Raw genomic sequence first — 26,142 nt, forward strand, 5'->3', positions numbered from 1 at the left:
GGGGGGCGCACCCCAATGGATGCGGGGCGGCGCCACTTGGACGCCGCCCCAGCCGGAACTTACTTGCCGATGCCCGCCTGGGTGGCGAGCGCCTGGGTAGCCTGCGCCGCAGCGTTCGCGTCCTTGTTCTGCACGAACTGCGCGACGATGCCGCCGAAGCCGCTGGTGAAGGTCTCGTTGGCGACGACGCCGTGGATCAGGCTGCCCGCGATGCGGTTGTTGCGCCAGTCCTTGGCCGCCGACTGCGAGTACACGTTGTACTTGCTCACATCCGAGTCGGTGCGCGCGGCGATGGAACCCTTGAGCGGGTTGAAGGTGTCCTGACCCTGCTTGCTGCCCAGCAGCTTGAGCCAGTTGACGGCCTGGGTGCGGTCCTTGGCGCCCTTGGGCAGGCCGAAGCTGTCCGAGAGGAACAGGAAGGTCCCCGCCGTGCCGGGCGCGGGCGCCCAGCCGAAGCCGGTGCCGGGCTTGAGCTTGAGGGTGGTCGCCATGTACCCAGCGGCCCAGTCGCCCATGATGTTGAAGGCCGACTGGCCCTTCACCACGCGGTCGGTCGCCTGCTGCCAGGTCAGGCCCGAGGAGTCCTTGTTCGTGCAGTCCATGACCTTGCCGAAGTTGGTCCAGACCTTCACCGCGCGGGGGTCGGTAAATTTCAGCTTGCCGCTCCACAGGTCGGCCCAGCCCTGGGTGCCCAGCGTGCCCAGCGCGATGGATTCCCACATGTGCGGCTGTGGGAAGCTGCTGTCCCCCACCGAGATCGGCGCGGCCAGCCCCTTGGCCTTCAGGGTGGCGCAGGTCTTGAGCAGCCCGTCGATGCTGGTGGGCGGCGTGACGCCCCACTTCTTGAGGTTGGCGGGGATGTACCACATCACGTTGGAGCGGTGGACGTTGACGGGCACGCTCCAGATGCCGCCCTTGCTCGACAGCAGCGGGATCAGGTCCTTGGGGAACTTCGACATCCAGCCCTCGGACTTGTAGAGGCTGGTCAGGTCCTCCATGCGGTTGGCGACCACCCAGGTGCCGATGAGTTCCTGCCCCGCGTGAACCTGGAAGGAGTCCGGCGGATCGCCGCCGAGCATGCGTGTCTTGAGCACAGCCTTGGCGTTCGTGCCCGCACCGCCCGCGACCGTGGCGTTCACCAGGTCAACGGTGGGGTACTTCTGCTTGTAGAGCTTGACCAGGGCGTCGAGGGCGGGACCCTCGTCACCGGACCACCAGGAGAAGATTTCGAGCTTCCCGGCGGCGGCGGCGGTGCCCGTGACTGCGAGGGCGGCGGCAATGAGCAGAGCTTTCTTCATGGGGTTCCTCCTGGGGAGAACAGCGTGGCGGTGGGGACGGTCGGCAACGCGGCCGGAGCCTGGGGCGGCCCCCGGCCCACCGCCGCGACCCGGTACAGGTGGCGCAGGCCGCCCGGCGTGAAGAGGTGGTCGAGGAGCATCGCGCCCGCGCCGAGGACCCCGGCGTCCCCCTCCAGCGTGCTGAGGTCGATGCGGGCCCGGTCGGCGTTGATCCGCATGGTGCGGCCCAGGGCGCTCTCGCGCACGGCGTGCAGGAACACCTCGCCCGCCCCCGCCAGCCGCCCACCGATCACGACCGCGCTGGGATTGAAGAGGTTCAGGGCGGTGCTGATCGCCACGCCGAGGTGATGCCCGGCCTCGGCCCAGACCGCGCGGGCCAGGGGATCGGTGTTCGCCCGGTCGATCAGATCGGCCAGGGTGAGGGGGTCGGGCAGCGTGGTGAGCGCCCCGGCGGCGCGGCGCTCGGCGGCGGTCTTCACCAGCACCTGCCCCGCCGCGTAGCTCTCCAGGCTGCCGGGGTTGCCGCTGCGGCCCACCGGCCCCTGCTCGTTGATGCTGATGTGCCCGATCTCGCCCGCCCCGCCCCGGACGCCCCGGTGCAGCCGCCCGCCCAGCAGCACGCCCGCACCGATGCCGGTCGCGGCCTTCACATAGATCAGATCGGCGGCGCCCCGATGCGCCCCGAAGCGCGTCTCGGCCAGCGCGCCCAGGTTGGCGTCGTTGTCCACCCGGGTGGGCAGCCCCAGCGCCGCCTCCAGCCCCGCCGCCACGTTCTCGCCGTCCCAGCCGGGCATGTTGGGGGGCTGAACGACGCACCCGGTCGCGTGGTCCACCGGGCCGGGCACACCCGCGCCGACCGCCGCGACCCGCTCACGCCCCACGCCCGCCTCGGTCAACACCGCGCAGGTCAGCTCCACCAGCAGGGCGTAGGTCGCCGCGGGGCCGAGCAGGATGTCGTGCGCAACAGTCCGGGAGGCCAGTGTCGCGCAGCGCAGGTCGAGCAGGTCCACCCGCGCGTGGCTGGCCCCCAGATCCACGGCGAGCAGGAAGACGGCCCGGGTATTGAGAGCCAGCAGCGTCGCGCGGCGGCCCACCTGTCCGCCTCCCTCGGCGCCCGAAACTCCCACACGCGGCCCGGCCTCCTGCACGAGCCCGGCGTCCATCAGCTCGGCCACGATGGAGCTGATCGCGCTGCGCGACAAGCCTAGTTCCCGTGCGAGGTCCACCCGTGCCCGGTCACCCCGCCACAGTCGGCCCAGCAGCAACAGAGTATGACGGGCTCGAATGGCGGCCAAGTCGAGCGTGTCGTTGGGAAGCTCGGCGTACGGCAAAAGGACTCCGGGAGCAGAAGGCGGAGCAGGCTTCGAGAACACGAAGCAGGTCGTCTTATGAAACGCTTCATCCTGCTCCCATGCTTCTTTGTTTGTCAAGAGAACCAATTAACGGGGTGGGTGTGCCCCCAAGAAGAAGGCCGGAGCGTAGATGCTCCGGCCCTTGAGGGGTTCCAGAAGAACGTTTAGCCCAAGGTGTCGGCTTCTGAAGCCACCTCAACTCCGCCCGGCTGACCTTCCGGCCGCAGCAGGGGAAACAGCAGCACGTCGCGGATGGAATCGCTGTCCGTGAGCAACATGGCGAGGCGATCCATGCCCATACCCATTCCGGCGGCGGGCGGCATGCCGTACTCCAGGGCCAGCAGGAAGTCCTCGTCCTGCTCGTGGGCCTCGTCGTCACCGGCATCACGGCGTTCGGTCTGCGCCTCGAACCGGCCCCGCTGGTCCAAGGCATCGTTCAGCTCGCTGTAGATGGGCGCCAGTTCAAACCCCGCCACGAACAGGTCGGCGCGCTCGCTGAACCCGGGGCGGGAGCGGTGCGCCTTCACCAGCGGGCTGATCGCCAGCGGCACGTCGGTCACGAAGGTTGGGTTGACCAGCGTGTGCTCGACGTACTCGCCGAAGAGCTTGTCGAGCAGCTTGTAGTCGGGCACCTTCCGCAGTTCCGGGTGGCGTTCGTCGGTCCAGGCCCGCAGCCGGGCAAGGTCAGTGGGGTCGAAATCCAGTCCGGCGGCGTCCTTCAGCGTCGTCACGAAGTCCAGCCGCCGGAAGGGCAGGCTGAAATCCACCTCCTTGCCCTGGTAAGTCAGACGCGGCCCGCCCTTGATCTGCGTGACGAGGCCGTGCAGCAGCTCCTCGACCAGCCGCATCATGTTCCCATAGTCGCCGTAGGCAAAGTACGCCTCCAGCATGGTGAATTCGGGGTTGTGGGTGCGGTCGATGCCCTCGTTGCGGTAGTTGCGCCCGATCTCGTACACGCGCTCGAAGCCGCCAACCAGGAGCCGCTTGAGGTACAGCTCCAGGCTGATTCGCAGGCTGAACTCGTGCCCCAAGGCGTTGTGAAAGGTCTTGAAGGGCTTGGCTTCCGTGCCGCCCGGCACGACCTGAAGGGTGGGACCCTCCACCTCCATAAAGCCGCGGTCGTCGAGGAAGTTGCGGATGTAACGAATGGCGCGGGCGCGAGTGCGGTACACCTCCCGTTGCTCCGGGTTCACAATCAGATCCAGATACCGGCGCCGGGCGCGCAGTTCCTCATCCTGAAGACCGTGAAACTTGCTGGGGAGGGGGTGCAGGCTCTTGACCAGGGGCTGCCATGACCTGACTCGCAGGGTGAGCTGCCCCGTCCGCGTGACGAAGGGGAAACCCGTCACGCCGATGATGTCCCCGAGGTCGATCTTCTTCGTGGCAGCAAACTGCTCGGTGTCCTGCTTGGAGAAGTGCAGTTGCAGCCGTCCCTGCTCGTCTTGGAGGTCGGCGAAGGCGGACCCGCCCTGATGGCGGAAGTTCGTGATGCGTCCCGCCAGGGCATACATCTCCTCCGGCCACTCCTGACCGGGCTCCACCCCAGGGTGGGCGGCGAGCACGTCGCGGGTGTGGTGGGTCTGGGGGTAGCTGTAGGGGTAGGGCTCGAAGCCCGCTTCGCGCAGGGCGTCCTGGTTGTTCAGGCGGCTGACAGTCTGCTCGTGCAGACCCGCGCGGCGGGCATCCTGGGTGGGGACGGAGTCGGACATAGGGGGAAGTATAGGCGGCGGTAACAGCAAAAAGAGGGAGCGGAGGGGCCTTGCCCGGTACCCCCCACTCCCCCTGCCCCGTCTAATACTCGATGGTCTTGACCCGGTACTTGACCTGCCTGCCGTTTTCCAGGTTCACCACGAAGGTCTCGCCCAGCTTGCGGCCCATCAGTTGCTTCCCCACCGGGCTTTCCTCGCTGATGCGCGGCAGGCTGCCGCCGAGGACCGCCGCCTCGGGGGCGCTGACGACCTGCACGCGCATGTCCTTTTTGGTGGCCTCGTTGGCGAGGGTGACCACCGCGCCCAGTTCCACCCGGCCGTCATTCTCGTGGTCCTCGATGATCGTGGCGCGGGCGAGGGTGTCCTCCAGCTCCTCGATGCGGGCCTCGATGTTCAGCTTCTCGCGCTTGGCGTCCTCCAGGCCGGTGTCCTCGTTGTCGGCGCTCGTCTCCATCTGCTCTTGCAGGATGCGGGTCGCCTCCGCCAGGCGGGCGTTCTCCTGCGCCAGGGTGCGCTGGAGGCGCTCGAAGCCCTCCCTCGTGAGTCTGACCTGTCTCGTCGCTTGTACCACGGCTGCCCTCCACTGCTCACGTGCATGGGGATGAAGGAAAAGGAACGAATTTCTGAGAATTCGTCCGGCATTCTGCCACAAGCCTGTGTGGCAGGCAATGGAAGCTCGTGCTTGGAACGGGGCCCTCCAAAGGTCTGCCGGGTGGAGGGCAGGCTGCCCGGTCACCCTCGCGCGCCGCCCAGCAGGGGACGCCGCGGATCAGCCGCTCACTTGCCCATGAACGTCAGGCTGAAGAGCCACTTGCCCGTGCCGTCGGCCGCCCACTGGTAGCCGATCGAGGGACCGAACAGCGAGGGCAGCGCCTCGGCGCGCAGCAGCAGGTCGCCGTATACGGTGGTCACGTTGCCCGTCCAGACGCGGGTGACACGGGTGCGGAGCGCGCCCACGGTGAAGGCGGGCGGGGTCGCGCCCATGGGCAGGCGGTAGGTGAGGCTGGCGTTCGTCTCTTGGGAGCGGCCGTGATTCAGGGCAGGAATGGCGACGTGGCCCGCCACAAGCCGCTCGAAATGCGAGGCGACCAGCGTGAGGCCGGGGGCCAGGGCCGTATTCGCGTTAAGGGACACGTCCAGACTGCCCTGTGCCTCTCGCTGAATGGGGAAGGTGTACAGACGGGCGTTGACGCCAAAGGACGTGTTGATCTTCCCGAACATCTTGCCGTACCCGGCCCCCACTTCCGTTTGTGTGTAGGTTGCCGCCACATCCCCCTGAAAGGCCACCCCAGCGTTATTCACCACTCGCACACGGTCCTGGAAAACCGTAAAGGCGTACCCTCCCGCAAAGCGGGAGTACGCGCCGTTTCCCTGAAGCAGCCCACTGTACTGCAGCCCACGGTAGGGGTTATATGTGATCTCCAGGCGGGGAATCCCCGCGGCGGCGCCCAGGCCATTATCGAACACACCCACGACTAGAGAGGTGTCGTTGATCCGGGTACTCACACCGTATTCCCAGTATTGGGGGTGCCGGGCCAGCACCAGGCGCACATCCTGCTTGAAGGGCAGCGGAAAGGCGCGCACGCCGAAAGACACTCCCCCGTCGAGGCCAGCCACCACCTCGGTGTCGCCAAAACGCGGGAAATAGTTAGCGGGCAGCCGGAGGGCGGGCACAGCATTCGTCTGCGTGCCTGCCGTCTGGGCAGTGGCGACGGCGGGGCCGGTGAGCGTCAGGGCGGCTGCCCCGCACTTCAGAATCTGGGTGAATCGTCTCGACACCCGAGCATCCTGACGCCTTTCCCGCCGGTTTTGGTGAATGTGACGCGGATGTGAAAAATGATGTTTTTCAGGTCCTAACATTCACGATCGTTACGCCGTGCCCGCCCTGGTTGGCCTCGGCATCGTGGAAGGACTCGACGCGCTTGTCGGTCTTGAGGTAGTCGCGCAACAGGCGGCGCAGCACCCCCTGCCCCTTGCCGTGGACCACCCGCAGCGGCGTCTCCCGGAGGGCCTGCGCCTCAGTGATCGCGGTGCGCAGTTCCTCGACCGCCTCCTCGACGCCCAGGCCGCGCAGTTGCAGCTCGTTCTGGAAGGTGTTGGGGCTGGTCCCCGCGAAGGTCGGGCGCGGCGCCTTCACCTTGGGCTCGGGTTTGAGGCGCACGTCCCGCCGCTTGACGCCCACCTTCATCACGCCGAGCTGCACCACGAGGTCGTCGCCGCGCATCTCCAGCACCTGGCCGGTCGCTCCGTAGGCGGGCACCTCGACCGTGCTGCCCACCCGGATGGGATCGCCGCGCTCCTCGCGGGAGGGGGGCGGGGCGGGGCGGGCCTTCTGGGCGGCGGAGCGCAACTCGCGCAGCTCCTGCATCACCCGGGGGCGGGCGCTGTCCTCCTGGGCGCGGGCTCGCAGGGTGCGGACCCGCTCGATGGCGTCGGCGTACAGGGTCTCGGCCTTCTGGGCGGCCTCGGCGATCATCTCGTTTCGGCGGGCCTCCAGCGTCTCGCGCTCCTGGCGCATGCGGGCGACTTCAGCCTCCGCGTCCCGGCGGGCGGTCGTGGCCCGCTCCAGTTCCGAGGCGAGGTCCGCGCGCTCGCGTTCCAGGCCCTCCAGCATCCGCTCCATCAGGCCCGCGTCAGGGCCGAGCAGTTCCTCGGCGCGCGACAGCACATCGTTCGGCAACCCCATCCGCCGCGCGATGGCGAGGGCGTAGGAACGGCCCGGCTGCCCCACCTGAAGCTGGTAGGTGGGCGAGAGGGTCTCCACATCGAAGCCCATCGAGGCGTTTTTGAGCCCAGGCGTCTCCAGCGCGAAGAGCTTCAGGGGCGAGAGGTGCGAGGTGATGATGCCGCGGGCGTCCTGCCCCAGCAGGGTCTCGATGAGCGACTGCGCGAGCGCGGCCCCCTCGGCGGGGTCGGTGCCCGAGCCCAGCTCGTCGATGAGGACCAGGGTGTCGGGCGCGGCGTGGCGCAGCACGAAGCGCAGGTGCTTGAGGTGCGAGGCGAAGGTCGAGAGGCTCGCCTCGATGCTCTGCTCGTCGCCGATGTCCACCAGCACGTCGCGCACCACAGGCAGCCGGGCGGAGGCGGCGGCCACGTACAGCCCGCACTGATGCATAAGGACGGCCAGGCCCAGCGTCTTGAGGGTCGCCGTCTTGCCGCCCATGTTCGGCCCGGTGATCAGGAGCATCTTCGTGTCGCCGAGGCCGATGTCGTTGGGGACGGGGTTCTCGATCAGGGGGTGCCGGGCCTCCCGCAGGTCGTAGGTACTGTCGGTGGTGGGCTCGGGGCGGTTGAGGCGCCAGTCGCGCGCCAGCCTCGCCTTCGCGGAGATCAGGTCGAGTTCGCCGATGGTGGCGAGGGTGACGGGCACGTCGGGGTCGGAGGCGAGCAGGCCCGACAGCTCGGTGAGAATGCGCCGGACCTCGGCCTCCTCGTCGAGGATCAGGCGGGCGAGTTCGTTGTTGAGCTGGGTGACCGCCGCCGGTTCCACGAAGTACGTCTGCCCGGTCGCGGAGGCGTCCACGATGATGCCCTGCACCTGTCCCACCCGGCTCGCCTGCACGGGGAGCACATAGCGGTCGCGCCGGATGGTGACGATGTGCTCCTGCAGCACGTCCGCCCAGCGGTCCAGGGTGGCCGCCAGCTTCTCGCGGATGCGGCCCCGCAGCGGTTCGATGCGGCGGCGCAGGTCGCGGAGCCGGTGGCTGGCGTCGTCGCGCACCCCGCCGTCGCGGTCGAGGGATGAGAGCACCCGGCGCACAAGTTCGCTGTGGTCGCCCAAACCAAGGGCCACGTCGCGCAGCGGCCCCCGCGAGTTGGCATTAATCGCCCGCTTGACCGTCATCGCGCCGTCCAGCGAATAGGCGGCGTTCAGCAGGTCCTGCCCCAAGAGCACCCGCCCCTCCTGCGCCCGCCCGTACAGGTCGCGGATGTCCTGGATGCCCCCGAGGCTAAGGCTCACCCCGAAGAGGGCGTCCTCCACCTCGTCGAGTTCGCGCCGGATGCGGCCCGCGTCGTCGGAGGGCGTCATGGCCCGCGCCCGCTCCACGCCCAGCGACGTGGAACTGCGCTCGGCGAGGGCGTCGCGGATGCGGGGAAAATCCAGGGCGGTCAGGGCACGGGCGGCAAACGGCATCTCTTACCGAGGATAACAACGGGTAGTGCGGGGAAACGTGCGCCGGTTGGCTTAGGAACAGTGGGGCCCCCGGCGGCTCAGCAGAGCACTTCGATGACAAATCCGCCCGGGGAGCGGAAGTAGAAGGTCCACGAGCCGTGCTGCCTGCCCGGCGGCCCCACCTCGTAACCGTCCTCGCGGAGCTGCTAGTTGATACCCACTCCTCGTTCGCCTGCGTGAAGCCGACATGGAAGGTGTCGGGGTAGCTGACGTGCTCCCCGCGGAAGAGGCTGATCAGCGTCCCGTTGTCGTCGGTCAGGAAGGCCATGCGGTCATTGGCCTTCCCCTGGCCCCGGAGCCCGAAATACTTTTCCAGGAATGCGAGAGTGGCCCTGACGTCGGTGACGGTCAGGTTGAGGTGGTTGAGTTTCATCGTCTTCCCCTTTCGGGCCGGAAGTTCCGCCGCCCATGGCTGCTGGATTCCCACAAGCAGCGTAAGGGGGTCTCGCGCCGGATGGCTTGGCGCAGGGACTGAAAGCCGTGGCTCTTCCAACCCCTCGCCTGCTACCCTGCCCCCCGTGAAGTTCGCGGTGCTGTCCACCAGCCTCGATCCCGTCAGCCGCAGCCGCTGGATGGCCGGGCTGACGGCGGCGCAACTGGGGGCTGATGGGTATGACGTGACGCTGCTCGACCTGCGGGACACGCCCCTGCCCCCCTTCGACAACGACACCTGCTACGCGCATCCGAACGCGGAGCTGTATCACCGGGTCATCGGGGAGGCGGACGGGGTCTTCCTCGCCGTGCCCGTCTACAACTGGGGCCTGGGGGCGGGTGTCAAGAATCTGGTCGAGCTGACGGGCAGCACCGACCCTGAGCGGGGGCTGCACGGCGCGTGGTTCGACCAGCCGGTCACCTTCCTCGTCTCGGGAGGCCTGGCACACGGCTACCTGAGCCACGGGGCCTTCGCCTTCGGGCTGATGACGGATTTTCGCTGCGTGGTGAGCCCCCACTTCGTGTACGCGACCTCGGCGGAGTGGGCGGCGGACGGGGTGCCGGGCAAGTGGCTGGCGCGCACGGTGGAGCGCGGCGTGGACCTCGCCGCCCGGCTGCGGGACCGGCCCTACCGCTCGATCTGGGAAGTATGACGGCCCGCGCGCCCCTCCTGCCTCCCACCGAGAAGCCGCGCGTGCTGGTCGAGCATCCCGACTTCTACGTGGTGGGCAAGCCCGCGCTGTGGCTGACCCATCCGGTGCGGGCGCGGGTGGACGTACCCGATGTACTGACCTTCATGCGGGCCGAGACGGGCGAGCGTGACCTCGCGCCGCCCCATCGCCTCGACCGTGAGACGAGCGGGACGCAACTGCTGAGCCGCGACCCCGACGCCGCCCGGCGCTTTTTTACCCTGTTCAAGGAACATCTGGTCGGCAAGACGTACCTGGCCCTCGTCCACGGGTCGCCGGGGTGGGAGCGGCTGACCCTCGACGCCCCGCTGGGGGATCTGGGGCTGGGCGGGGCGAACAAGGTCGTGATCCGGCAGGCGGTCGTGCCGAACGGGCGGCCCGCCGTGACGGATTTCCGGATGGTGGAGCGGCGGGCGGGCTTCACGCTGATCGAGGCCTATCCCCGCTCGGGACGGCTGCACCAGATTCGTGCCCACTTGGCGCACCTGGGCCTGCCAATGGTGGGCGACAAGATTTACGGGCGCGACCCCCAGGCCTTCCTCGACTTCATGGAGACGGGGCAGACGCCGGAGCTGACCGCCCGGCTGCTGCTCCCCCGGCAGGCGCTGCACGCCGCCCGCATCGCCTTTCCATGGGCCGGAACCCAGTTCGCCGCGGAGGCGCCGCTGGCATCCGATTTGCAGGCATTCTGGGACGGGCTGGAGACGGACCAGGCCAAGGGCGATTCAAGTTCCCCCTGAAGCTCGTCCAGGTTGCTCTGTACGGCAAGGGGGAGAAGCTTGAGAGCATCTGGCATAAGAACAGTGTCAGAAGCATCTCCTCCTCTGTGGAGGGGGCCCTTCGCTTCGCTCAGGGTGACAACTCTTCTTTCAAGTGCTCTGACTCCCGCCCACGCTTCCTTCGGAAGGACAAACCTGCCTCCCCCACCCGGGGCCGTTACTTCGGGTGGGTCGCCTTCCAGTCCAGGGCGAATTCCTCGTAGTAGTCGCGGACGCTGTTGGTCGCCATCTCGGCCAGGGCGTCGGCGTCGGGCACGCTGCCGTAGCCGGAGGTGGACCACAGTTGCAGGTGGCTGGCGGTCAGGCGGTGCGTGCCGATGGTCACCTGGGCGTCTTTCACAAGTTCCACGTCCAGGTCCACGGCGTACAGGTAGCGCCCGTCGCGGCTCTCAAAGGCGTCCACGGTGAACACCTGGGCGACGGTGCAGGTCTTGGGATCGCCGTAGGGAATGGCATAGAGGGTGGCGTAGCGGGCGAGCTGCTCGTCGACCTCGACGGCCAGGTCCTCCTGCTCCTCGTCGTCAACGTACACGTACGAGATGGGCGGGCACAGGTCAGTGGCCGTGAGGGTGCGGAGATTGCCCTGCTGGTGTTCGGCGAGGGCCGTGCCGGGCAGGATCATCAGGGCCGTGAGCGTGAGCAACGCGCGTCTCATGGCAGGCAGTGTACCCGCCGGGGCTGGGGCGGGCACCCAAAGTTGCGCCTGGCCTGCTACGCTGGGCGCATCCTCCCTCCCGGGTGGCCGCCGACCGCCTGGCCGGGCCACCCTCTCCGCGCCCCCGTATGCCGATGCCCTCCCGCGTCCCCCCTGCTCCGGTTCCCCCCCGCGGGACCGGGTCAGCCCGGCTGCTCAACCAGCGCCGCGCGCCGTAACGGCAGCCTGAACGGAGGCCAGCGAAGGTTTCTTTTCGCGCGACCTCCGCCCCTTTTCCTGCCCCGCCCTGTCCTCTCCCCTGCCCGTGGAGGCTCCCCGAATGTCCCAGCCCCAGACCACCCCACCCGATCCCCTGACCGCCGGGGCCGCCGCCTACGAGGACGCGCAGGGCGAGATGTTCCAGACCCTCGCACCCGACGGCAGCGTGATCCGGCCCGAGGCCCTGCCCGACGTGCCCACCCGCCTGCACCTGTACCGCCAGATGCGCCGCGTCCGCCACTTTGACGAGCGCGCGTGGGTGCTGTACCGCACCGGCCGCATGGGTGTGTTTCCCCCCTACGGCGGGATGGAGGCGAGCCAGGTCGGCACCGCTGCCGCGCTGACCCACGACGACTGGCTGTTCCCGACCTACCGCGACACGGGCGCCGCGTTGGCGTACGGCCTGCCCATCCCGCAGACGCTGGCGTACTGGCGCACCAGCCCGCACGGCTGGGCAATGCCGCAGGACCTCAAGATCCTGCCCTTCTACATCCCCATCGCCACTCAGTACCCGCACGCGGTCGGGGCGGCCCTGGCCGAGCGGCGCCGGGGGACGGCCAACGTGGCGATGGCCTACATCGGCGACGGGGGCAGCAGTGAGGGCGACTTCCACGAGGCGCTGAACTTCGCGGGCGCGCTGGACGCCCCCTGCGTGTTCATCCTCCAGAACAACGGCTGGGCGATCAGCGTGCCGACCCGCACCCAGACGCGGGCGACGAACCTCTCGCGCCGGGCGGACGGTTACGGCATCCCCGGCGTTCGGGTGGATGGCAATGATGTGCTGGCGACCTACCACGTGACGGCCGAGGCGGTGCGCCGCGCCCGGGCGGGGGAAGGTCCTACGCTCATCGAGACGGTGACCTACCGCATCAAGCCCCACACCCTGGCCGACGACCCCAGCCGTTACCGCACGGACGCCGACAACCTGGGCTGGGACGCCAAGGACCCGGTGACCCGCCTGCGCGCCCACCTGCTCGCGGAGGGGCACCTGACCGAGGAGGAGGACACGGCCCTCACCCGCGAGATCGAGGCTGAGTTCGAGGCGGCCCTCGCGGTCGCCGACGCCTTCCCCGAGCCCACCCCCGCCGAGATCGTGGACCACGTGTTCGCCGAGCCCACCCCGCAACTGAGGCGCCAGCGCGCGCAACTCCTGGCCGAGGAACAAGCATGACCGCCACTGCCCCCAGCAAGACGAAGACCATGACGATGGTGGCCGCCATCAACGACGCGCTCGCGCTCGCGCTGGAGCGGGACCCCGCCGTCCACATCTTCGGGGAGGACGTGGGCGTAATGGGCGGCGTGTTCCGCGCGACCGACGGTCTCCAAACCCGTTTCGGCGCCGAGCGCGTGTTCGACACCCCGCTCGCCGAGGCCGGGATCGTGGGCATGGGCGTCGGCATGGGGCTGGCGGGCCTGAAGCCGGTCGCGGAGATCCAGTTCGCGGGCTTCCTGTACCCGGCGCTCGACCAGATCCTCTCGCACCTGGGCCGCTACCGTCACCGCACCCGCAGCCGCTACCACCTGCCCATGGTGGTCCGCGCGCCCTACGGCGGCGGCGTCCATACTCCAGAGCAGCACGCCGACTCCCCCGAGGCGATCCTGGCGCACACTCCCGGCGTCAAGGTCGTGATTCCCAGCACCCCCGCCGACGCCAAGGGCCTGCTCCTGGCCGCCATCGAGGACCCCGACCCGGTCTTCTTCTTCGAGGCGATCAAGCTCTACCGGTCGGTGAAGGAGGAGGTGCCGGAGGGGTACTACACGGTGCCGCTCGGGAAAGCCCGTGTGGTGACCGAGGGCGACGACGTGACCGTGATCTGCTACGGCGGCATGGTCGAGGTCGCGCAGAAGGCCGCCGAGGCCGCCAGGGCGCACGGGATCGGCGTGGAGGTCATTGACCTGCGGACGCTCGTGCCGCTGGACACCGACACCATCCTCGCCTCGGTCCAGAAGACGGGCCGGGTCGTCATCGTGACCGAGGCGCCGCGCACGGGCGGCTTCCACTCGGAGATCAGCGCGACGGTCGCCGAGGAGGCCATCGAGTTCCTGCGCTCGCCCATCGTCCGGGTGACGGGCTTCGACGCACCGTACCCGCCCTTCACCTCCATCGAGGACGTGTACCGCCCCAATCCAGTGCGGGTGGCGAGGGCGATCCGGCAGGTCATGGCGTACTGAGGAGGTGGGGCGGATTGGGTCGTCCCTTCCGCCTTCCCAACTGCGTTCCAGCGCACTTTTTCACCTCAGCGCCGAATCATGAAGGCCGGTGAGGATGGGAGGCGATGCGTCTGCCTGCCCTGCTTCTGACCTCTGCCCTGCTCGCCGGGACGGCTGTGCTCGGTGTGGCCCGCCTCCAGAAGCCGGAACTGCGGGGGCAGGAGGCGGCTCCGGCAGCCGCCGCGCCAGCTCAGCCGGAAACGCCCTTCATCCCGGCGGTGGCGCCCGCCCCCGAATCCGCCGCGACCCCTGCGGAGGAGACGCCCGCGCCTTCCCCCGTGCCCAGCCCCGAACCCCAGGCACCGACCCCAGCCCCCCCCGCTCCGGCCCCCATCCTGCCCGCCTCGGCCAGCATCACGGGCATCCGGCACGAGTACCAGCGGCTGAACAACTGCGGGCCGGTGACGGTGGGCATGGCGCTGAGTCGCTGGGGCGGCAAGCTCGACCAGTACGACATCGCGCCCCGGCTCAAGGCCAACCGGGGGGACGTGAACGTGTCGCCGGAGGAGCTGGCCTCCTTCGCCCGCTCGCAGGGGATGAACGTCCACCTCGCCACGAACGGCGACCGCCCGATGCTCAAGCGGCTGCTCGCGGCGGGATTCCCGGTGATCGTGGAGACGTGGTTCATCACCCATGACAGCGGCGGGATGGGTCACTACCGATTGCTGACGGGCTACGACGACGCGGCGCAGGATTTCCGGGCGCTGGACTCGTACATGGGACCGCTGAAGATGCCCTACGGTCAGTTCGACGAGCTGTGGCGCTCGTTCGGGCGGACGTTCCTGGTCGTCTTGCCCCCCGAGCGGCAGGAGGAGGTGCGGGAGTTGCTGGGCTCCCGCGCCGATAAGGCGACCGGGCAACGTGAGGCGCTGCGGGTCGCGCTGGCCGAGGCGGAGCGAAGGAATGACGCGGTGGGCTGGCTGAATGTGGGGAACGCGAAACTCGCCCTGGGGGACGCAAAGGGCGCGGCGCGGGCCTTCGATCAGGCGTTCGCCGCCCAACCCGACCTCACGCTCGACCCGACCCGCCCGGCACGGGTGGTGGGCGGCCTGCCGTGGCGGACGCTGTGGTATTCCTTCGGACCGCTGGAGGCGTACATCCGCACCGGGCGCTACGCGGACGTGCTGCGCCTGACGCGCGCCGTCCTGCGCGACGCCCCCGCCCACGAGGAGGCCCTCTACTGGCGGGGCCGCGCGTTGGCCGGGCTCGGACGGGCAGCAGAAGCGAAGAGCGCCTACCGCGAGGCGTTGAGGTTGCGGCCCAGCTACGCCTCGGCACGGGCAGCGCTGGACGGGCTCTGAGGGACAGAACCGCCTTTTCTCCGCGAAGGGGACGCTCTCACTGACGCGCTGATGCGTCTGTTGTCGAGCTTCCCGCCCGCAGTGTTACCCTCGTCGCATGACCCTGCCTGCCGCCCGCCTGTCGCCGGAGGCCTACGCCCGTGCCCGCGCCTTCCTGCTGGAGCGGGGGCGACCACTGGAGGCCGCGCGCTTCCGCCACGCCTTTGAGGATGGGCCAGCCGGGGATGTGCTGGACACGCTGAAGGCTTACCAGAACCCGGACGGCGGCTTCGGTCGGGCACTGGAGCCGGACCACCGCGCCCCGCAGAGCAGCACGCTGGCGACCTCGCAGGCGCTGCGGGTGCTGCATGACCTCGACGTTCCGGCCACCGAGCCGTTGCTGGCGGACGCGGTGGCCTGGCTGCGCTCACACCTCCAGGTGGAGGAGGAGGGCAGCGTCTGGCCCTTCCTCCCCCCCGAGGCCGAGGCGCACCCCCACGCCCCCTGGTGGAACCAAGCGGAACCCGGGGAGCTGGCGCGGACGTTCGGCGGCTTCCGGGTCAATCCCCGCGCCGAGATCGTGGCCCTGCTGTGGCGCTGGCCGGACCTGCTGCCGGAGGGGCTCCTGTCCCTCCTCACCGTAGAGACGCGCGACGCCGTGCTGGAGGGTCTCGACCCTGGGGACGTGAACGGCCACCACGTCGCGGCCATGTTCGCCCAGACCGCCGAGGTCCCGGGCCTGCACCGGGAGCCCGTGCTGGACTACCTCGACGACGTGCTGCCCAGCCGGGTCTCGCGTACCCCGCAGGACTTCGCCGCCTACGGGATCAATCCCCTCTCGGCGGCGCCCACCCCCGCCTCGCCCCTGGCCCGCCCGCTGGAGGAACCCCTCGCAGCGGCCCTGACCCACCTCCTCACCTCGCAGGCGGAGGACGGCTCGTGGGCACCCAACTGGTCCTGGGGTGGGCAGTTCCCCGACGTCTGGCCCCGGGCCGAGCGCGAGTGGCGCAGCGTGCGGACGCTGGAAGCGCTGCTTACCCTGCGGGCGTGGGGCAGGCTGGAGGGGTTGTAGGAAAAATCCTGCCACACCACATCCCAAAAAAACCGCCCCACCTTCCGGCAGGGCGGTCAGAACCGGCCCACTTACTTCTTGGGCGCCTCGATAGTCTTGGCAGGCTTGGCGGTCGCTCGCACCGGGGCCTTCTGCACCGTCTGCCCGATGCTCGCCGTTTCGCGCTCGACCTGGCGGTTGATCAGAATCTGCTGGCCGATGCCGATCAGGGTCGAGAGGATGATGTAGATCGTCACGCCCGCCGGGAAGGTCAGCGCGAAGTACAGGAAGATGATGTAGATAAAGGCCTGCTGCCGGAACATGTCCGGGTTCTTGCGCGTCATGACGTAGAGCTGCCCGATGTTCACGCACAGGTAGATCAGCGCCAGGATGTAGAAGGGGTCGGGGATGGCGAGGTCCGGCAGCCACAGGAAGCCCGAGTCGAACTCGAAGTTGCGGATGGTAGACCACAGCGCGATCAATACCGGGAAGGGCAGGAAGGTGGAGAAGCACCCCGCCGGGTTGAAGTTGTAGTCGCGGTAGAGCTGCTGCATCTCCTGCTGCATGGCCCGCTGCGAGTCCACATCCTTGCGTTCCTTGTACTTCTCCTGGATCTCCTTGATCTTGGGCTGCATGACCTGCATGCGGGCGGTCGTGCGGCCCTGCGCCTGCATCAGCGGCCACATGATCAGCCGCAGCAGGATGGTGAGCAGCACGATCACCAGGCCCCAGTTGCCCACGAACTTGTACAGCCCCTCCATCAGCTTCACGATGTAGAGGCTGATGCTCCCGAAGAAGTTGGGCTTGAACAGGCCAGGCAGGTTGCTGTAGCCGCTCTGGTACAGGTGAATCAGCTCGTTCTTGCCGCCGTAGACCTCCAGATTGCTGTTCCCCTGAAGGGCCACGGAAATCAGCCCCTGGGCACCGCCCGTCAGGGTCGCGTTGGCCGTCGTGCCCCCCTGGGGCCGCACGATCAGTGCGTGCGCGATCTGGCTGGGGTTTTCCTGGAGAGCCGCGTACTGGATGTTCTGCACGCTCAGGGTGCCGTTGCCCTGCACGGCGGCGGGCTGACCGCCGACCGGGACGGCCTGCACACGGGGGTTGTCCGCCTTGCCCAAGCCGGGGAACAGCATGGTGTAGTTCTGCGGGCCACCCTCGATGCTCGTCCGCACGTCCACCTTGAAGTTGCGCGGGTGCAGGGTGACGGTCTTGGTGACGGTGGCGCCGTTCTGGGTGTAGCGGAACACGGCTTCCTGGCGGTTCTGGGCGAGGTCCAGGGAGGTCGTCGGCACCGTCACCTGGGCAGGCTGGGTGGGACCGAGGACGTTCCCGGCCGAGACCGCGAGCGCCCGGCGGTTCCCCACCATGTTGACGATGCCGCGCTGATTTTTCAGGGCGCTGAAGTCGTAGGTGCCGTCAGCCTGACGCTTGATGTACGGCGTGCCCGCGTAGCCCTTCACGTACCAGCCGATCACCTCGCCGCGCCGGTTGAACACCACGTCCTGAAGGTTGCTGGTGGCGATCAGCTCGTCGCCGGGGCGGCCGTCGAAGTCGGCACGAATCCACTCGGGCGTGATCGCCTTGCCGAAGGTGGGAAGGGGGCCGGTGGTGCCGCAGCCCGTCAGGAGCAGGGCGCCGAGGGCCGTCAGGGGAATCAGGGTCTTGATCTTCATGCAGGGGTCTTTCTGGAGGGGAAGTGCTGAGGCACGGGATCGAAGCCACCCGGCACCAGGGGGTTGCAGCGCATCACGCGCCACGCGGCGAGCCAGCCGCCCTTCAATGCGCCGTGCCGCTCGATGGCCTCCACAGCATACTGAGAGCAGGTGGGCGTGAAGCGGCAGGTCGGCGCGGGCTTGCGCGGTGAGAGGTGCCGCTGGTAGGCCCGCACGATCCGCACCAGGCTCCGCGAGGCGGCGCTCATGTCTCCCCCCCGGGGCGCTTGTTGGACGTCACGCTGGCGGGTACGGGGGAAGCGGAACGCCGGTTCCCACCCTGTCCGCCCCCCTTGCGCTTGACGCGGCCGGGCACCTGCGCGAGCACCCGCGCGAGCGCCGCTTGCAGCTCCGGGAAGGGCGCAGTCAGCACGCCGGGATTGGGCATCAGGACCGCGCGGCAGGGGGGCAGGCCACCAGGCAGCGTGCGGAGCGCCTCGCGCACGCGGCGGCGGGCGCGGTTGCGGTCCACCGCGCGGCGCAGGGTCTTCTTGGCTACCACGATCCCGATGATGGCGCCTGGACGCCACACCTCACCGTACCTTGGGCGATAATCGATCACCCGCAGCGTGAAGAGGGGGTCGCGCAAGGCCACTCCCTGCTGCCGCACCCGCCGGAACTCGCGGTCGCCCCTCAACGACTCCAGCGCCACCGGACGGCGGGGCCGTGCCTGCGTGGCGCTGGGCTGGTCGGGGTTCGAGATAACCCGCTCCTAAAGGCGAAAATTACTCGTCGCTGACGGTAAGCTGGTGACGACCCTTCGCGCGGCGGCGCGCGAGGATGTTGCGGCCCGCTTTGGTCTTCATGCGGGCGCGGAAGCCGTGGGTCTTGGCCCGCTTGCGGACGTTCGGCTGGTAGGTACGCTTCATGACTCTGCTCTCCTTCTTCTCGCGGCGGGCGGCCCTGACTCCTGAGTTGCCTGGAACCCTGCGGCCTGCCGTGCCTGTGCGCGAAACTCGCCCCCCTGGGAGGGCAAACTCTGGAAGTGTATCACGTGGGCAGGCCGCGCGGGAAGAGCGGGTTGGCGTGGCAGGCCTTTCCGCAGTCCCCGCTCGGGGATGGACGTGTTCAGCCGAAGCTGGAAAGGCAGGGGCACTCGTTCTTCTTCCTCAACGGCTTTGTGGTGGGCGTATGCCACCGATGTAGAAAAGGCACGGTGGGAACGCGGTCTTCCCCCTCTCCCCTCGTGGGAGAGGGGGCGTGTGACCAGCTTCAATGACTGCAAGATGGCCTGCCTCATCTACTCACCGCGCTGCGGGGCGTGCCCATTCACCGCCACCCAGCCTCCCCCTCAAGGGGAGGGGCATAACTGCCGTCATGGACGTCATCTCGGCGCATTCAGGGAGGATGCGTCACCTGGCCGCGGAAAGCTTTTCACCTCTTCCCACTAGAAAGGCGCCACTCCCCCTACTTCCCCGCCCGGCCCTCCCCCTCGGGCTTCTCCACCACCCTCTCCTCCTCACCCGCGCGAACGGTCTGGCGGGGGGGGACGTGCAGGCCGGGACCGACCCTTGCCCCGGCCCCCACGGTGGCGTGGGCACCGACCACCGAGGGTGGGCTGTCCGCGTCCGGGCCTCCAATCTGGGCGTCCGCCTCGACCGTCGCGTGCTGGTCCACGATGGTGCGGCGGACGGCGGCCCCCGCCCTCACCGCGGCGCCGGGCTGCACGATGCTGTCCACCACCACGGCGCCCTCCTCCACCACGGCGTTGGGGCCGATCACGCTGCGGACGACCTCCCCGGCGATGATGGCCCCGCCGCAGACGAAGGCCTGGTCGAGGCGGGCGCTGCCCTCGATGCGGGCGGGTGGGCGGGAGATCGAGCTGGTGATGAAGGGCCAGTCCTCCGTATCGAGCGGGAAGCCCCGGCCATCCAGGAAGTCGCGGTGGGCGCCGAGATAGGCCTCCAGGGTGCCCACGTCCATCCAATAGCCCTCCAGCGGGTGGGCGTAGGCGTCCCCCCGCGCCACGAGGGCCGGGAGCAACTGCTCGCCGTAGTCGCCCAGTTCACCCTGCTTCTCTAACTCCGCGAGGGTGTCCAACAGCACGCCCGCGTCGTAGGCGAAAATTTCGGCGGTCACGGTCTTTCCCAGCGGCTCACCCGGCTTGTAGGCGAACTCGCGGACCCGGCCGTCCTCACCGACGCGGACATTGCCGAAGCGGGTGGCCTGCGCCTCCTCGACCTCGGTGGTCACCATCGTGACGCTGGCGCCGCGCCGCACATGCTCGCGGATCAGGCCAGCGTAGTCGAAGCGGTAGATGTGGTCGGCGCTCAGGACGAGGACCACGTCGGGGCCGAACTCGCCCATCAGCCCCGTGTGCTGCGCGAGGGCGTGGGCGTTGCCCTGGGCGAACTCGCCGTCCTCCCGCCCAGGGCTGGAAAAGGGCGGCATGACCACCAGGCCCCCGCGCGTGCGGTCGAGGTCCCAGGGCCGCCCGCCCGAGAGGTGGTCGTTCAGGCCGTGCGGGAGGTACTGCTCGATCACCCACACGTCCTCAAGGCCGCTGTTCACCAGGTTCGACAGGGTGAAGTCGATCAGGCGGTAGGTGCCCAGGAACGGCACGGCAGGTTTGGCGCGCTCGGTGGTGAGGGGCGCCAGGCGACTGCCCTTGCCCCCTGCGAGCACGATGGCAAGCACCTTCTGACCGGCGATCCGCGAAGCCACGTCTGTGAGTGTGGCGGGTTTCCGGGACAGACGTGTGAGCCCGGACTGGACCGCGCTTCATGACCGGCCCGGCCACGAGTGTCACCTCAGGCGGGGACGCAGGAGGCCCGGTATGGTCTGATGTTTGTTCTCGTCGCGCCCGCGCTGGCGGTGATGCTGGTGTTCGCGGTGAGACAGGCCCCCACCCCAGTTTGATGTCCGGGGAGTTCCGGCCAGAGGCGGGGAACTCCGGTGTGAGGTTCTCCCGTCCGACGTTCCCAGCCTGTCCTGGGCCGCGCGGCCGCCTTCCCAAAGCCCTCATCATTTTGGCCGATGCCTGCCTCATCCCTTTCCCCTACGCTGGGGACATGAACGTGACCCGTCACCTCAGCGACACCCGCACCGGGGAGGGCCGGGTCCGGTTCCTGACCGGCGGCGGGCGCGTGCGGCTGGTGGCGGAGGGGCCGGGCTGGCAGCACGACAGCCTCCACGCCACCCTCAAGGACGCCGCGACCTTCCTCGCGGTGGTGCCCCGGCTGCCCCAGTCGTTGTACGAGCAGGCACTGGACGACCTGGAACGGCAGACCCAGTTGGGCGGAGCCGCGTAGCTGGAAGTGGGGGAAGAGAGGCCGGGGCAGCACGCTCCGGCCTCTGCTTTATCCCGCCCCCACCGCCCGCTCCGCCTCGGGGTTGGCCTCGGTCCGGCCCAGGTACGCGCCCACATCGGGCCACTCGATGATCTGGAAACGGCTGTTACGGATGGCGGGGGTAAAGCCCGCGTCCACCGCGCTGCGGATGAGTTCGCGCACGGTGGTGCGGTGCCGCCCGTGCCCGCCCGCCGCCGAGACCACGTTCTCCTCCATCATGGTGGAACCCAGGTCGTTCGCCCCGTAGTACAGCGAGGCCTGCGCAACCTTGAACCCCTGCCCCGGCCACGAGGCCTGGAGGTTGGGGACGTTATCGAGCGCGATGCGGGCAACGGCGAGCTGCTGGAGGTACTCGTGGGCGGTCGCGCCGGGCGCCTTGCCGTGCAGGCGGGTGTGCTCGGTCTGGAGGGTCCACATGGCGAAGCCGGAAAAGCCGTTGCCCCCGTACAGGCGCTGAGCCCGATCCTGCTGCTCGCGGATTTGCAGGAGGTGCCGGGTGCGCTGGGCGTACGTCTCGCCGAAGCCGATCACCATCGTCGAAATCGTATACAGCCCCTTGCGCTGCGCCGCGTCGAGGATGCGGAACCAGTCGGCGGAGCGGATGCGGGCGGGGGCCGCCTTCTTCCGCACCTCGTCCTCCAGAATTTCCCCACCCGCGCCGGGCAGGCCGTCCAGCCCCGCCTCAATCAGCGTGTCGAGCAGCTCATCCAGGCTCAGGCCGAACGTCTTCTCCATGAACAGCACCTCCTCGGGCGAGAAGGCGTCGATGCGGATACTCGGGTGGTGCGCCTTGATATGGCGCAGCAGGCCGGTGTAGTAGTCCAGGCCGAGGTCAGGGTTCACGCCGCCCTGCATCAGGATGCGGGTGCCGCCGACCGCCTCCAGCTCGGTGATCTTGGCGCTGATAGCTTCATAGTCGAGGGTGTAGCTGTCCTTCTGCCTGCGGGTGCGGTAGAAGGCGCAAAAGTTGCAGCCCACGTTGCAGATGTTGGTGTAGTTGATGTTGCGGTCGATCAGGAACGTGACCACGTCGGGGTTCGTCCGCGAGAGGCGCAGCTCGTGGGCGACCGCCGCCACGTCCGGCAGCGGCAACCTGTACAGCGCCTCGATCTCGGCGGCGTTCAGGCGCTCGCCCGACGCGGCTTTTTCGAGAATGGCGGCACCGACTCCATCCACACGGGCAGTCATGACCGCACGCTAGCACTCACGGGGGCGGCAAGCGTCCCGGCGCAGGCGAACCTCAGCGCCGGTCCTCCACCCCGTCGGGCACGAGCAGCAGTACCGTTCCGGCGCGGACCGGCAGGGCTTCCCAGGGCTCGCCCGGAGTCACCCGGTAGCCCTCGGCAGCCCGCAGCCGCACGAACTCGCGCTGGGGCAGGTCCAGGATGGCCTCACCCGCCAGGCAGGTGAGCCAGCCGGAGACACTTGGGCCGCCGACCTTGCCCTTCAGCGCCAGAACGCGCAGCAGGCCGCCGGGCAGCGCCACCCACTCGCCCGGGGTACTTGCCGCCAGCCGGGCGAGGTGCAGCGCCTGGGGCGGCTCGGGCCGGGGAGGGCGGGGCCGCACCCGGCTACTCCCCGCGCGCCGCCTGGTTCAGCTTCTTGCTCGCCTGGAGGGCCATCCCTTTGGCCTTTTTCACGTCCAGGCCGAGGGTGGGGGCGACCTCCTCCACCTTGCGGCCCTGGTCGCGGGTGGCGGTGACCAGCGCGCGTTCCTGCTCGCTCAGCACGCCCAGGTGCGGCTTGAGGTCGGCCCAGGTGAGGGCGGCTTTGGCGGGAGCTTTGGTGGCCGTCTTGGTCCGGGTCGAGGTGGCTTTGGCGGCAGGCTTCCTTGCCGCCGTCCGGCTAGCGGGCGCCTTTCTGGTTGGAGCTTTGGCTGCCGTTCGTGTCCCCGTACTCTTGCGGGTCGTGCCAGCCCGCGCAGCGCCCGCCTTCGTTCCCCCCGCTTTCGTGCCCGCCGCCTTACGCGCGCCCTTCCCCGCCTTGCCCTTGGGCTCCTTGCCGCGCTCCTCCAGGATTTCCAGGGCGCGCTCGGGCGTCAGAGTCCCCTCGTCCTCGCCCTTGCGCAGGGTGGCGTTGCGCTCGCCGTCGGTGAGGTACGGCCCGTAACGGCCCGACTTGAGCGTGATGGGAGAACGGCCCTCGTACTCGAAGGTCCGCAGGGGTGCGGCCGCCGCCCCCCTCGCCCGGAAGCGCGGCTGCATGAACAGCGCCTCGGCCTCGGGCAGCGACACCGTGAACAGTTGCTCGTGGGTGGCGAGGCTGCGCGAGTCGTTCCCGCGTTTCAGATACGGCCCGAACTTGCCGTTCTGCGCCCAGATTTCCTCACCCTCCGAGACGCCCACCAGGCGCGGCAGGCTGAGGAGCCGCAGGGCGCGTTCCAAGGTGATCGTGTTCAGGTCGTCGCCCGGGAAGAGGCTCGCCGAGCGCACGGGCGGATTGCCGTCTCCCAGCGTGACGTATGGCCCATACCTTCCGGCACGGGCCACGACGGGATGCCCGGTCGCCTCGTCCGTGCCGATCACCCGGTCTCCGGTCGGGCGGCCCAGCAGCTCGGCGGCCTTTTCGGGCGTCAACTCGTCGGGCGCGAGGTCTTCGGGGAGGTTCGCCTTCTCCTCGCCGCGTTGCAGGTACGGCCCGTAGCGGCCGACCCGGACCTCAATGCCTGTGCCCTCCAGCTTCGGCACGACGATGGTGGCGATGCCGCGCGCGTCGATCTCGCCCATCTTGGAGTCGATCAGGGGCCGCAGGGCCATCCCCTCGCCGCCCTCGCCCAGGTAGAAGCGGCGCAGGTACGGTACCCGCCGCGCCCGCCCCCCCGCGATGTCGTCGAGGTCCTCCTCCATCCGGGCGGTGAAGTCGTAGTCCACCAGGTTGCCGAAATGGTGCTCCAGCAGCGCGGAGGTGGCAAAGGCGGTCCACGAGGGCACCAGCGCCTGCCCCTTCTTGGTCGCGTAACCCCGGTCCTGAATGGTGCCCAGGATGCTCGCGTAGGTGGAGGGACGGCCGATGCCCGCGCCCTCCAACGCCTGCACCAGGGAAGCCTCGGTGTAGCGGGCGGGGGGCTGGGTCTCGTGGCCCTCGGGTTTGACGCCCTCGGCAGTAACGCGCTCGCCCTCCCTCAGCGGCGGCAGCGGGGTCTCACGGTCCTCCAGCGCGGCGGCGGGGTCGTCGCGGCCCTCGACGTAGGCGCGCAGGAAGCCGGGGAAGTCGATGGTGCGGCCCGTGGCGCTCAGGCCCACCTCCTCCCCGGTCCTCGCCTTTCCGGCCAGACGCACCCGCAGGCTGCGGCCCCGGGCGTCGGCCATCTGGCAGGCAACCGTGCGTTTCCAGATCAGGTCGTAGAGGCGCCACTCGTCGCCCGAGAGTTCGCCGCGCAGGCTGTCCGGTGTGCGGAAGCTCGACCCGGCGGGGCGAATCGCCTCGTGCGCCTCCTGGGCATTCTTGGCCTTCTTGGCGTAGACGCGGGGCTGGGGGCTGAGGTACTCCGGGCCGTACATCGCCTTCACCTGCGTGCGGGCCGCCGTGATCGCCTCCTGCGAGAGGTTGGTCGAGTCCGTTCGCATGTAGGTGATGTAGCCCTGCTCGTACAGCCGCTGCGCCGCGCGCATGGTGCGGGTAGCGGCGAAGCCCAGCTTGCGGCTCCCCTCCTGCTGGAGCGTGGAGGTGATGAAGGGCGCGTAGGGCCGCTGGGTGAAGGGCTTCTCCTCGGCGGAGGTGACGGTGAGCGCCTGCCCGGTCAGCCCGTCTGCGAGTGAACGTGCCGCCGCCTCGTCGAGCAGCCGCACCTCCGTCCCCTTCTTCAGCTGGCCGGTGAGGGGGTCGAAGTCCTTGCCCGTCGCCAGCCGCACGCCATCCACGTCGGTGAGCCGGGCGGGGAAGCGGGCCGAGTCCTCCGTCAGCGCGGTCACGAGGAGGTCCCACCACGTCCCGCTGACAAAGCGCATCCGCTCGCGCTCGCGCTCGACGAGCATCCGGGTCGCCACCGACTGCACCCGGCCCGCGCTGAGCTTGGGCGCGACCTTCTTCCACAGCACCGGGCTGACCTCGTAGCCGTAGAGGCGGTCCAGCGCCCGGCGGGCCTCCTGCGCCTCGACGAGGTTGGTATCGATCTGGCGCGGGTGTTTGATCGCCTGGTCGATGGCCTCCTTGGTGATCTCGTGGAAGACCATCCGCTTGACCGGGACCTTGGGTTTCAACTCCTGATACAGGTGCCAGGCGATGCTCTCACCCTCGCGGTCGTCGTCGGTCGCCAGGATGATCTCGTCGGCCTCCTGCGCGAGCTTTTTCAGCCGGGCGACCTGCTGCCTTTTCTCGGGCGAGACCACGTACAGGGGCTGAAAATCATGCTCCACATCCAGCCCGAGTCTGGCCCAGGCCTGACCCTTGTACTTCTCGGGGATGTCGGCGGCGCTCCTGGGGAGGTCGCGGATGTGCCCGATGGACGACTCCACCGCGTACCCCTTTCCGAGGTACTTCTCGATGGTTTTGGCCTTGGCGGGCGACTCGACGATCACGAGGGTTCTGGGCATAGTTGGGTCACTCCCGGCGGGAATTGACGGTGAGGGTAGCACGGCCCTCCCGGGGGGCAAGGGAAGGCTCCTTACCAGCGTAGCCGCCCATCTTGCCCCGGGAGGCCGCATTTCCTTCATGCTACCCTCGGCACAATGCGCGCCCGGGGCTCGACTGTCACGCTGCTGCCGCTGGTCGTGGTGGCGGCGCTGGCTCTGGGATTCCTGCTGCTGCCCGCAGCCCGCGCCCCCCGCACCGAGCGCCCCCATCCCGCCCTGATCGTGCTGGGGGCGGCGCAGTATGCCGGGCGGCCCAGCCCCGCCTTCCAGCGGAGACTGGACCACGCGCTGGCGCTGTACCGGGCGGGCGGCGTGCGGACCATCGTCGTGACCGGCGGACGGCGACCCGGCGATCCCCACAGCGAGGGTGAGGTCGGCGTGGGCTACCTGGGCCGCCGCGGTGTTCCAGCCACGGTCCTCATCGCCGAAACGCGCAGCCGCACCACCCTGGAGAACCTGCGGAATGCCCGGGTCTACCTGCTGCCCAGCACCCCGGTCACCCTCGTGACCGACGAGGCCCACGCCCCCCGTGCCCTGGCCCTGGCCCGCGCCCTGGGTCTGGATGCGAATGCGAGCGCCAGCCCCCTGAGCCCCCACCCCGACCGCCGCTACCTGCTGCGGGAGAAGCTGGCGCTGGTAGCGTACGCGTTGTTGGGGGTCGGGTTGCGTTGACTGACCTCT

General features: G+C 69.2%; 23 protein-coding genes. 8 read left to right on the forward strand and 15 right to left on the reverse strand.

The features are described from left to right. Positions 1 to 59: 59 nt before the first annotated feature. The 6 genes from F784_RS0103515 to F784_RS0103540 all read right to left on the reverse strand — a co-directional run bounded on the left by F784_RS0103515 (position 60) and on the right by F784_RS0103540 (position 8,494). Positions 60 to 1,298 carry an ABC transporter substrate-binding protein gene (locus tag F784_RS0103515; protein ID WP_019585318.1) on the reverse strand — a complete coding sequence of 413 codons (1,239 nt, stop codon included), beginning with the start codon at positions 1,296 to 1,298 and terminating at the stop codon, positions 60 to 62. Further along, entirely contained in the window at positions 1,295 to 2,629 is a 1,335-nt protein-coding gene (locus tag F784_RS0103520) for an ROK family transcriptional regulator (protein WP_019585319.1), read from the reverse strand. The genes F784_RS0103515 and F784_RS0103520 overlap by 4 nt, the downstream gene beginning before the upstream one ends. 185 nt (positions 2,630 to 2,814) lie before the next feature. Then, complete coding sequence (lysS, locus tag F784_RS0103525; RefSeq protein WP_019585320.1) at positions 2,815 to 4,359, reverse strand: lysine--tRNA ligase; 1,545 nt, start codon at positions 4,357 to 4,359, stop codon at positions 2,815 to 2,817. An 82-nt stretch (positions 4,360 to 4,441) separates the two neighbouring features. After that, positions 4,442 to 4,930: a GreA/GreB family elongation factor gene (locus F784_RS0103530; RefSeq protein WP_019585321.1), complete on the reverse strand. Its 489-nt coding sequence runs from the start codon at positions 4,928 to 4,930 to the stop codon at positions 4,442 to 4,444. A 206-nt stretch (positions 4,931 to 5,136) separates the two neighbouring features. Beyond that, positions 5,137 to 6,138 carry a hypothetical protein gene (locus F784_RS0103535; RefSeq protein ID WP_019585322.1) on the reverse strand — a complete coding sequence of 334 codons (1,002 nt, stop codon included), beginning with the start codon at positions 6,136 to 6,138 and terminating at the stop codon, positions 5,137 to 5,139. A 67-nt stretch (positions 6,139 to 6,205) separates the two neighbouring features. Further along, a complete protein-coding gene (locus F784_RS0103540) occupies positions 6,206 to 8,494 on the reverse strand; it encodes an endonuclease MutS2 (RefSeq protein ID WP_019585323.1) in 2,289 nt (762 codons plus the stop codon). Between the two features lie 557 nt (positions 8,495 to 9,051). Here F784_RS0103540 and F784_RS0103550 point away from each other — a divergent pair. Beyond that, positions 9,052 to 9,618 (forward strand): NADPH-dependent FMN reductase, encoded by a 567-nt coding sequence (locus tag F784_RS0103550; RefSeq protein WP_026332241.1) that lies wholly within the window; start codon positions 9,052 to 9,054, stop codon positions 9,616 to 9,618. After that, entirely contained in the window at positions 9,615 to 10,394 is a 780-nt protein-coding gene (locus tag F784_RS22255) for an RluA family pseudouridine synthase (protein ID WP_019585326.1), read from the forward strand. The genes F784_RS0103550 and F784_RS22255 overlap by 4 nt, the downstream gene beginning before the upstream one ends. 196 nt (positions 10,395 to 10,590) lie before the next feature. Here the strand turns inward: F784_RS22255 and F784_RS0103560 are convergent, their stop codons facing one another. Beyond that, positions 10,591 to 11,088 (reverse strand): hypothetical protein, encoded by a 498-nt coding sequence (locus F784_RS0103560; protein WP_157464961.1) that lies wholly within the window; start codon positions 11,086 to 11,088, stop codon positions 10,591 to 10,593. A gap of 319 nt (positions 11,089 to 11,407) precedes the next feature. On the opposite strand from F784_RS0103560, the gene pdhA reads away from it, so the two are divergent. The 4 genes from pdhA (at position 11,408) to F784_RS0103580 (ending at position 15,909) form a co-directional block, all read left to right on the forward strand. Beyond that, positions 11,408 to 12,517 carry a pyruvate dehydrogenase (acetyl-transferring) E1 component subunit alpha gene (pdhA, locus tag F784_RS0103565; RefSeq protein WP_019585328.1) on the forward strand — a complete coding sequence of 370 codons (1,110 nt, stop codon included), beginning with the start codon at positions 11,408 to 11,410 and terminating at the stop codon, positions 12,515 to 12,517. Then, positions 12,514 to 13,518, forward strand: a complete 1,005-nt coding sequence (locus tag F784_RS0103570; RefSeq protein WP_019585329.1) for an alpha-ketoacid dehydrogenase subunit beta — start codon at positions 12,514 to 12,516, stop codon at positions 13,516 to 13,518. The genes pdhA and F784_RS0103570 overlap by 4 nt, the downstream gene beginning before the upstream one ends. A 104-nt stretch (positions 13,519 to 13,622) precedes the next feature. Beyond that, the gene (locus F784_RS0103575; protein ID WP_019585330.1) at positions 13,623 to 14,858 is read left to right on the forward strand and encodes a C39 family peptidase; all 1,236 of its coding nucleotides are present in this window, start codon (positions 13,623 to 13,625) and stop codon (positions 14,856 to 14,858) included. 97 nt (positions 14,859 to 14,955) lie between these two features. Further along, positions 14,956 to 15,909: a prenyltransferase/squalene oxidase repeat-containing protein gene (locus F784_RS0103580; protein WP_019585331.1), complete on the forward strand. Its 954-nt coding sequence runs from the start codon at positions 14,956 to 14,958 to the stop codon at positions 15,907 to 15,909. A 71-nt stretch (positions 15,910 to 15,980) separates the two neighbouring features. On the opposite strand, the gene F784_RS0103585 is transcribed toward F784_RS0103580, so the two are convergent. From F784_RS0103585 to F784_RS0103605, 5 genes are all read right to left on the reverse strand, one after another. After that, on the reverse strand, positions 15,981 to 17,561 hold the full coding sequence (locus F784_RS0103585) for a membrane protein insertase YidC (RefSeq protein ID WP_019585332.1): 1,581 nt from the start codon (positions 17,559 to 17,561) through the stop codon (positions 15,981 to 15,983). Further along, positions 17,558 to 17,809, reverse strand: coding sequence for a membrane protein insertion efficiency factor YidD (gene yidD, locus F784_RS0103590; RefSeq protein ID WP_019585333.1), 252 nt, complete (start codon positions 17,807 to 17,809; stop codon positions 17,558 to 17,560). Before yidD ends, F784_RS0103585 begins: the two co-directional genes overlap by 4 nt. Further along, positions 17,806 to 18,237 (reverse strand): ribonuclease P protein component, encoded by a 432-nt coding sequence (gene rnpA, locus F784_RS0103595; protein ID WP_019585334.1) that lies wholly within the window; start codon positions 18,235 to 18,237, stop codon positions 17,806 to 17,808. The genes yidD and rnpA overlap by 4 nt, the downstream gene beginning before the upstream one ends. A gap of 88 nt (positions 18,238 to 18,325) precedes the next feature. Continuing rightward, positions 18,326 to 18,469: a 50S ribosomal protein L34 gene (rpmH, locus tag F784_RS0103600; protein WP_019585335.1), complete on the reverse strand. Its 144-nt coding sequence runs from the start codon at positions 18,467 to 18,469 to the stop codon at positions 18,326 to 18,328. A 538-nt stretch (positions 18,470 to 19,007) separates the two neighbouring features. Continuing rightward, positions 19,008 to 20,264, reverse strand: a complete 1,257-nt coding sequence (locus tag F784_RS0103605; protein ID WP_019585336.1) for a glucose-1-phosphate adenylyltransferase family protein — start codon at positions 20,262 to 20,264, stop codon at positions 19,008 to 19,010. Positions 20,265 to 20,611: 347 nt separating this feature from the next. Between F784_RS0103605 and F784_RS0103610 the strand changes: the two genes are divergently transcribed. After that, a complete protein-coding gene (locus F784_RS0103610) occupies positions 20,612 to 20,851 on the forward strand; it encodes a hypothetical protein (protein ID WP_019585337.1) in 240 nt (79 codons plus the stop codon). Between the two features lie 48 nt (positions 20,852 to 20,899). On the opposite strand, the gene mqnC is transcribed toward F784_RS0103610, so the two are convergent. From mqnC to topA, 3 genes are read right to left on the reverse strand one after another with little or no spacing between them, the layout of a single operon-like run. Continuing rightward, a complete protein-coding gene (gene mqnC / locus F784_RS0103615; protein WP_019585338.1) occupies positions 20,900 to 22,078 on the reverse strand; it encodes a cyclic dehypoxanthinyl futalosine synthase in 1,179 nt (392 codons plus the stop codon). A gap of 52 nt (positions 22,079 to 22,130) precedes the next feature. Continuing rightward, positions 22,131 to 22,457, reverse strand: coding sequence for a hypothetical protein (locus F784_RS0103620; RefSeq protein ID WP_019585339.1), 327 nt, complete (start codon positions 22,455 to 22,457; stop codon positions 22,131 to 22,133). A 4-nt stretch (positions 22,458 to 22,461) separates the two neighbouring features. Continuing rightward, on the reverse strand, positions 22,462 to 25,422 hold the full coding sequence (gene topA, locus F784_RS0103625) for a type I DNA topoisomerase (protein WP_019585340.1): 2,961 nt from the start codon (positions 25,420 to 25,422) through the stop codon (positions 22,462 to 22,464). A gap of 135 nt (positions 25,423 to 25,557) precedes the next feature. On the opposite strand from topA, the gene F784_RS0103630 reads away from it, so the two are divergent. Further along, positions 25,558 to 26,133 carry a YdcF family protein gene (locus tag F784_RS0103630; protein WP_019585341.1) on the forward strand — a complete coding sequence of 192 codons (576 nt, stop codon included), beginning with the start codon at positions 25,558 to 25,560 and terminating at the stop codon, positions 26,131 to 26,133. The last annotated feature ends 9 nt before the right edge of the window (positions 26,134 to 26,142 follow it).

The sequence above is a fragment of the Deinococcus apachensis DSM 19763 genome, from assembly GCF_000381345.1.
Classification (GTDB): Bacteria; Deinococcota; Deinococci; order Deinococcales; family Deinococcaceae; genus Deinococcus; species Deinococcus apachensis.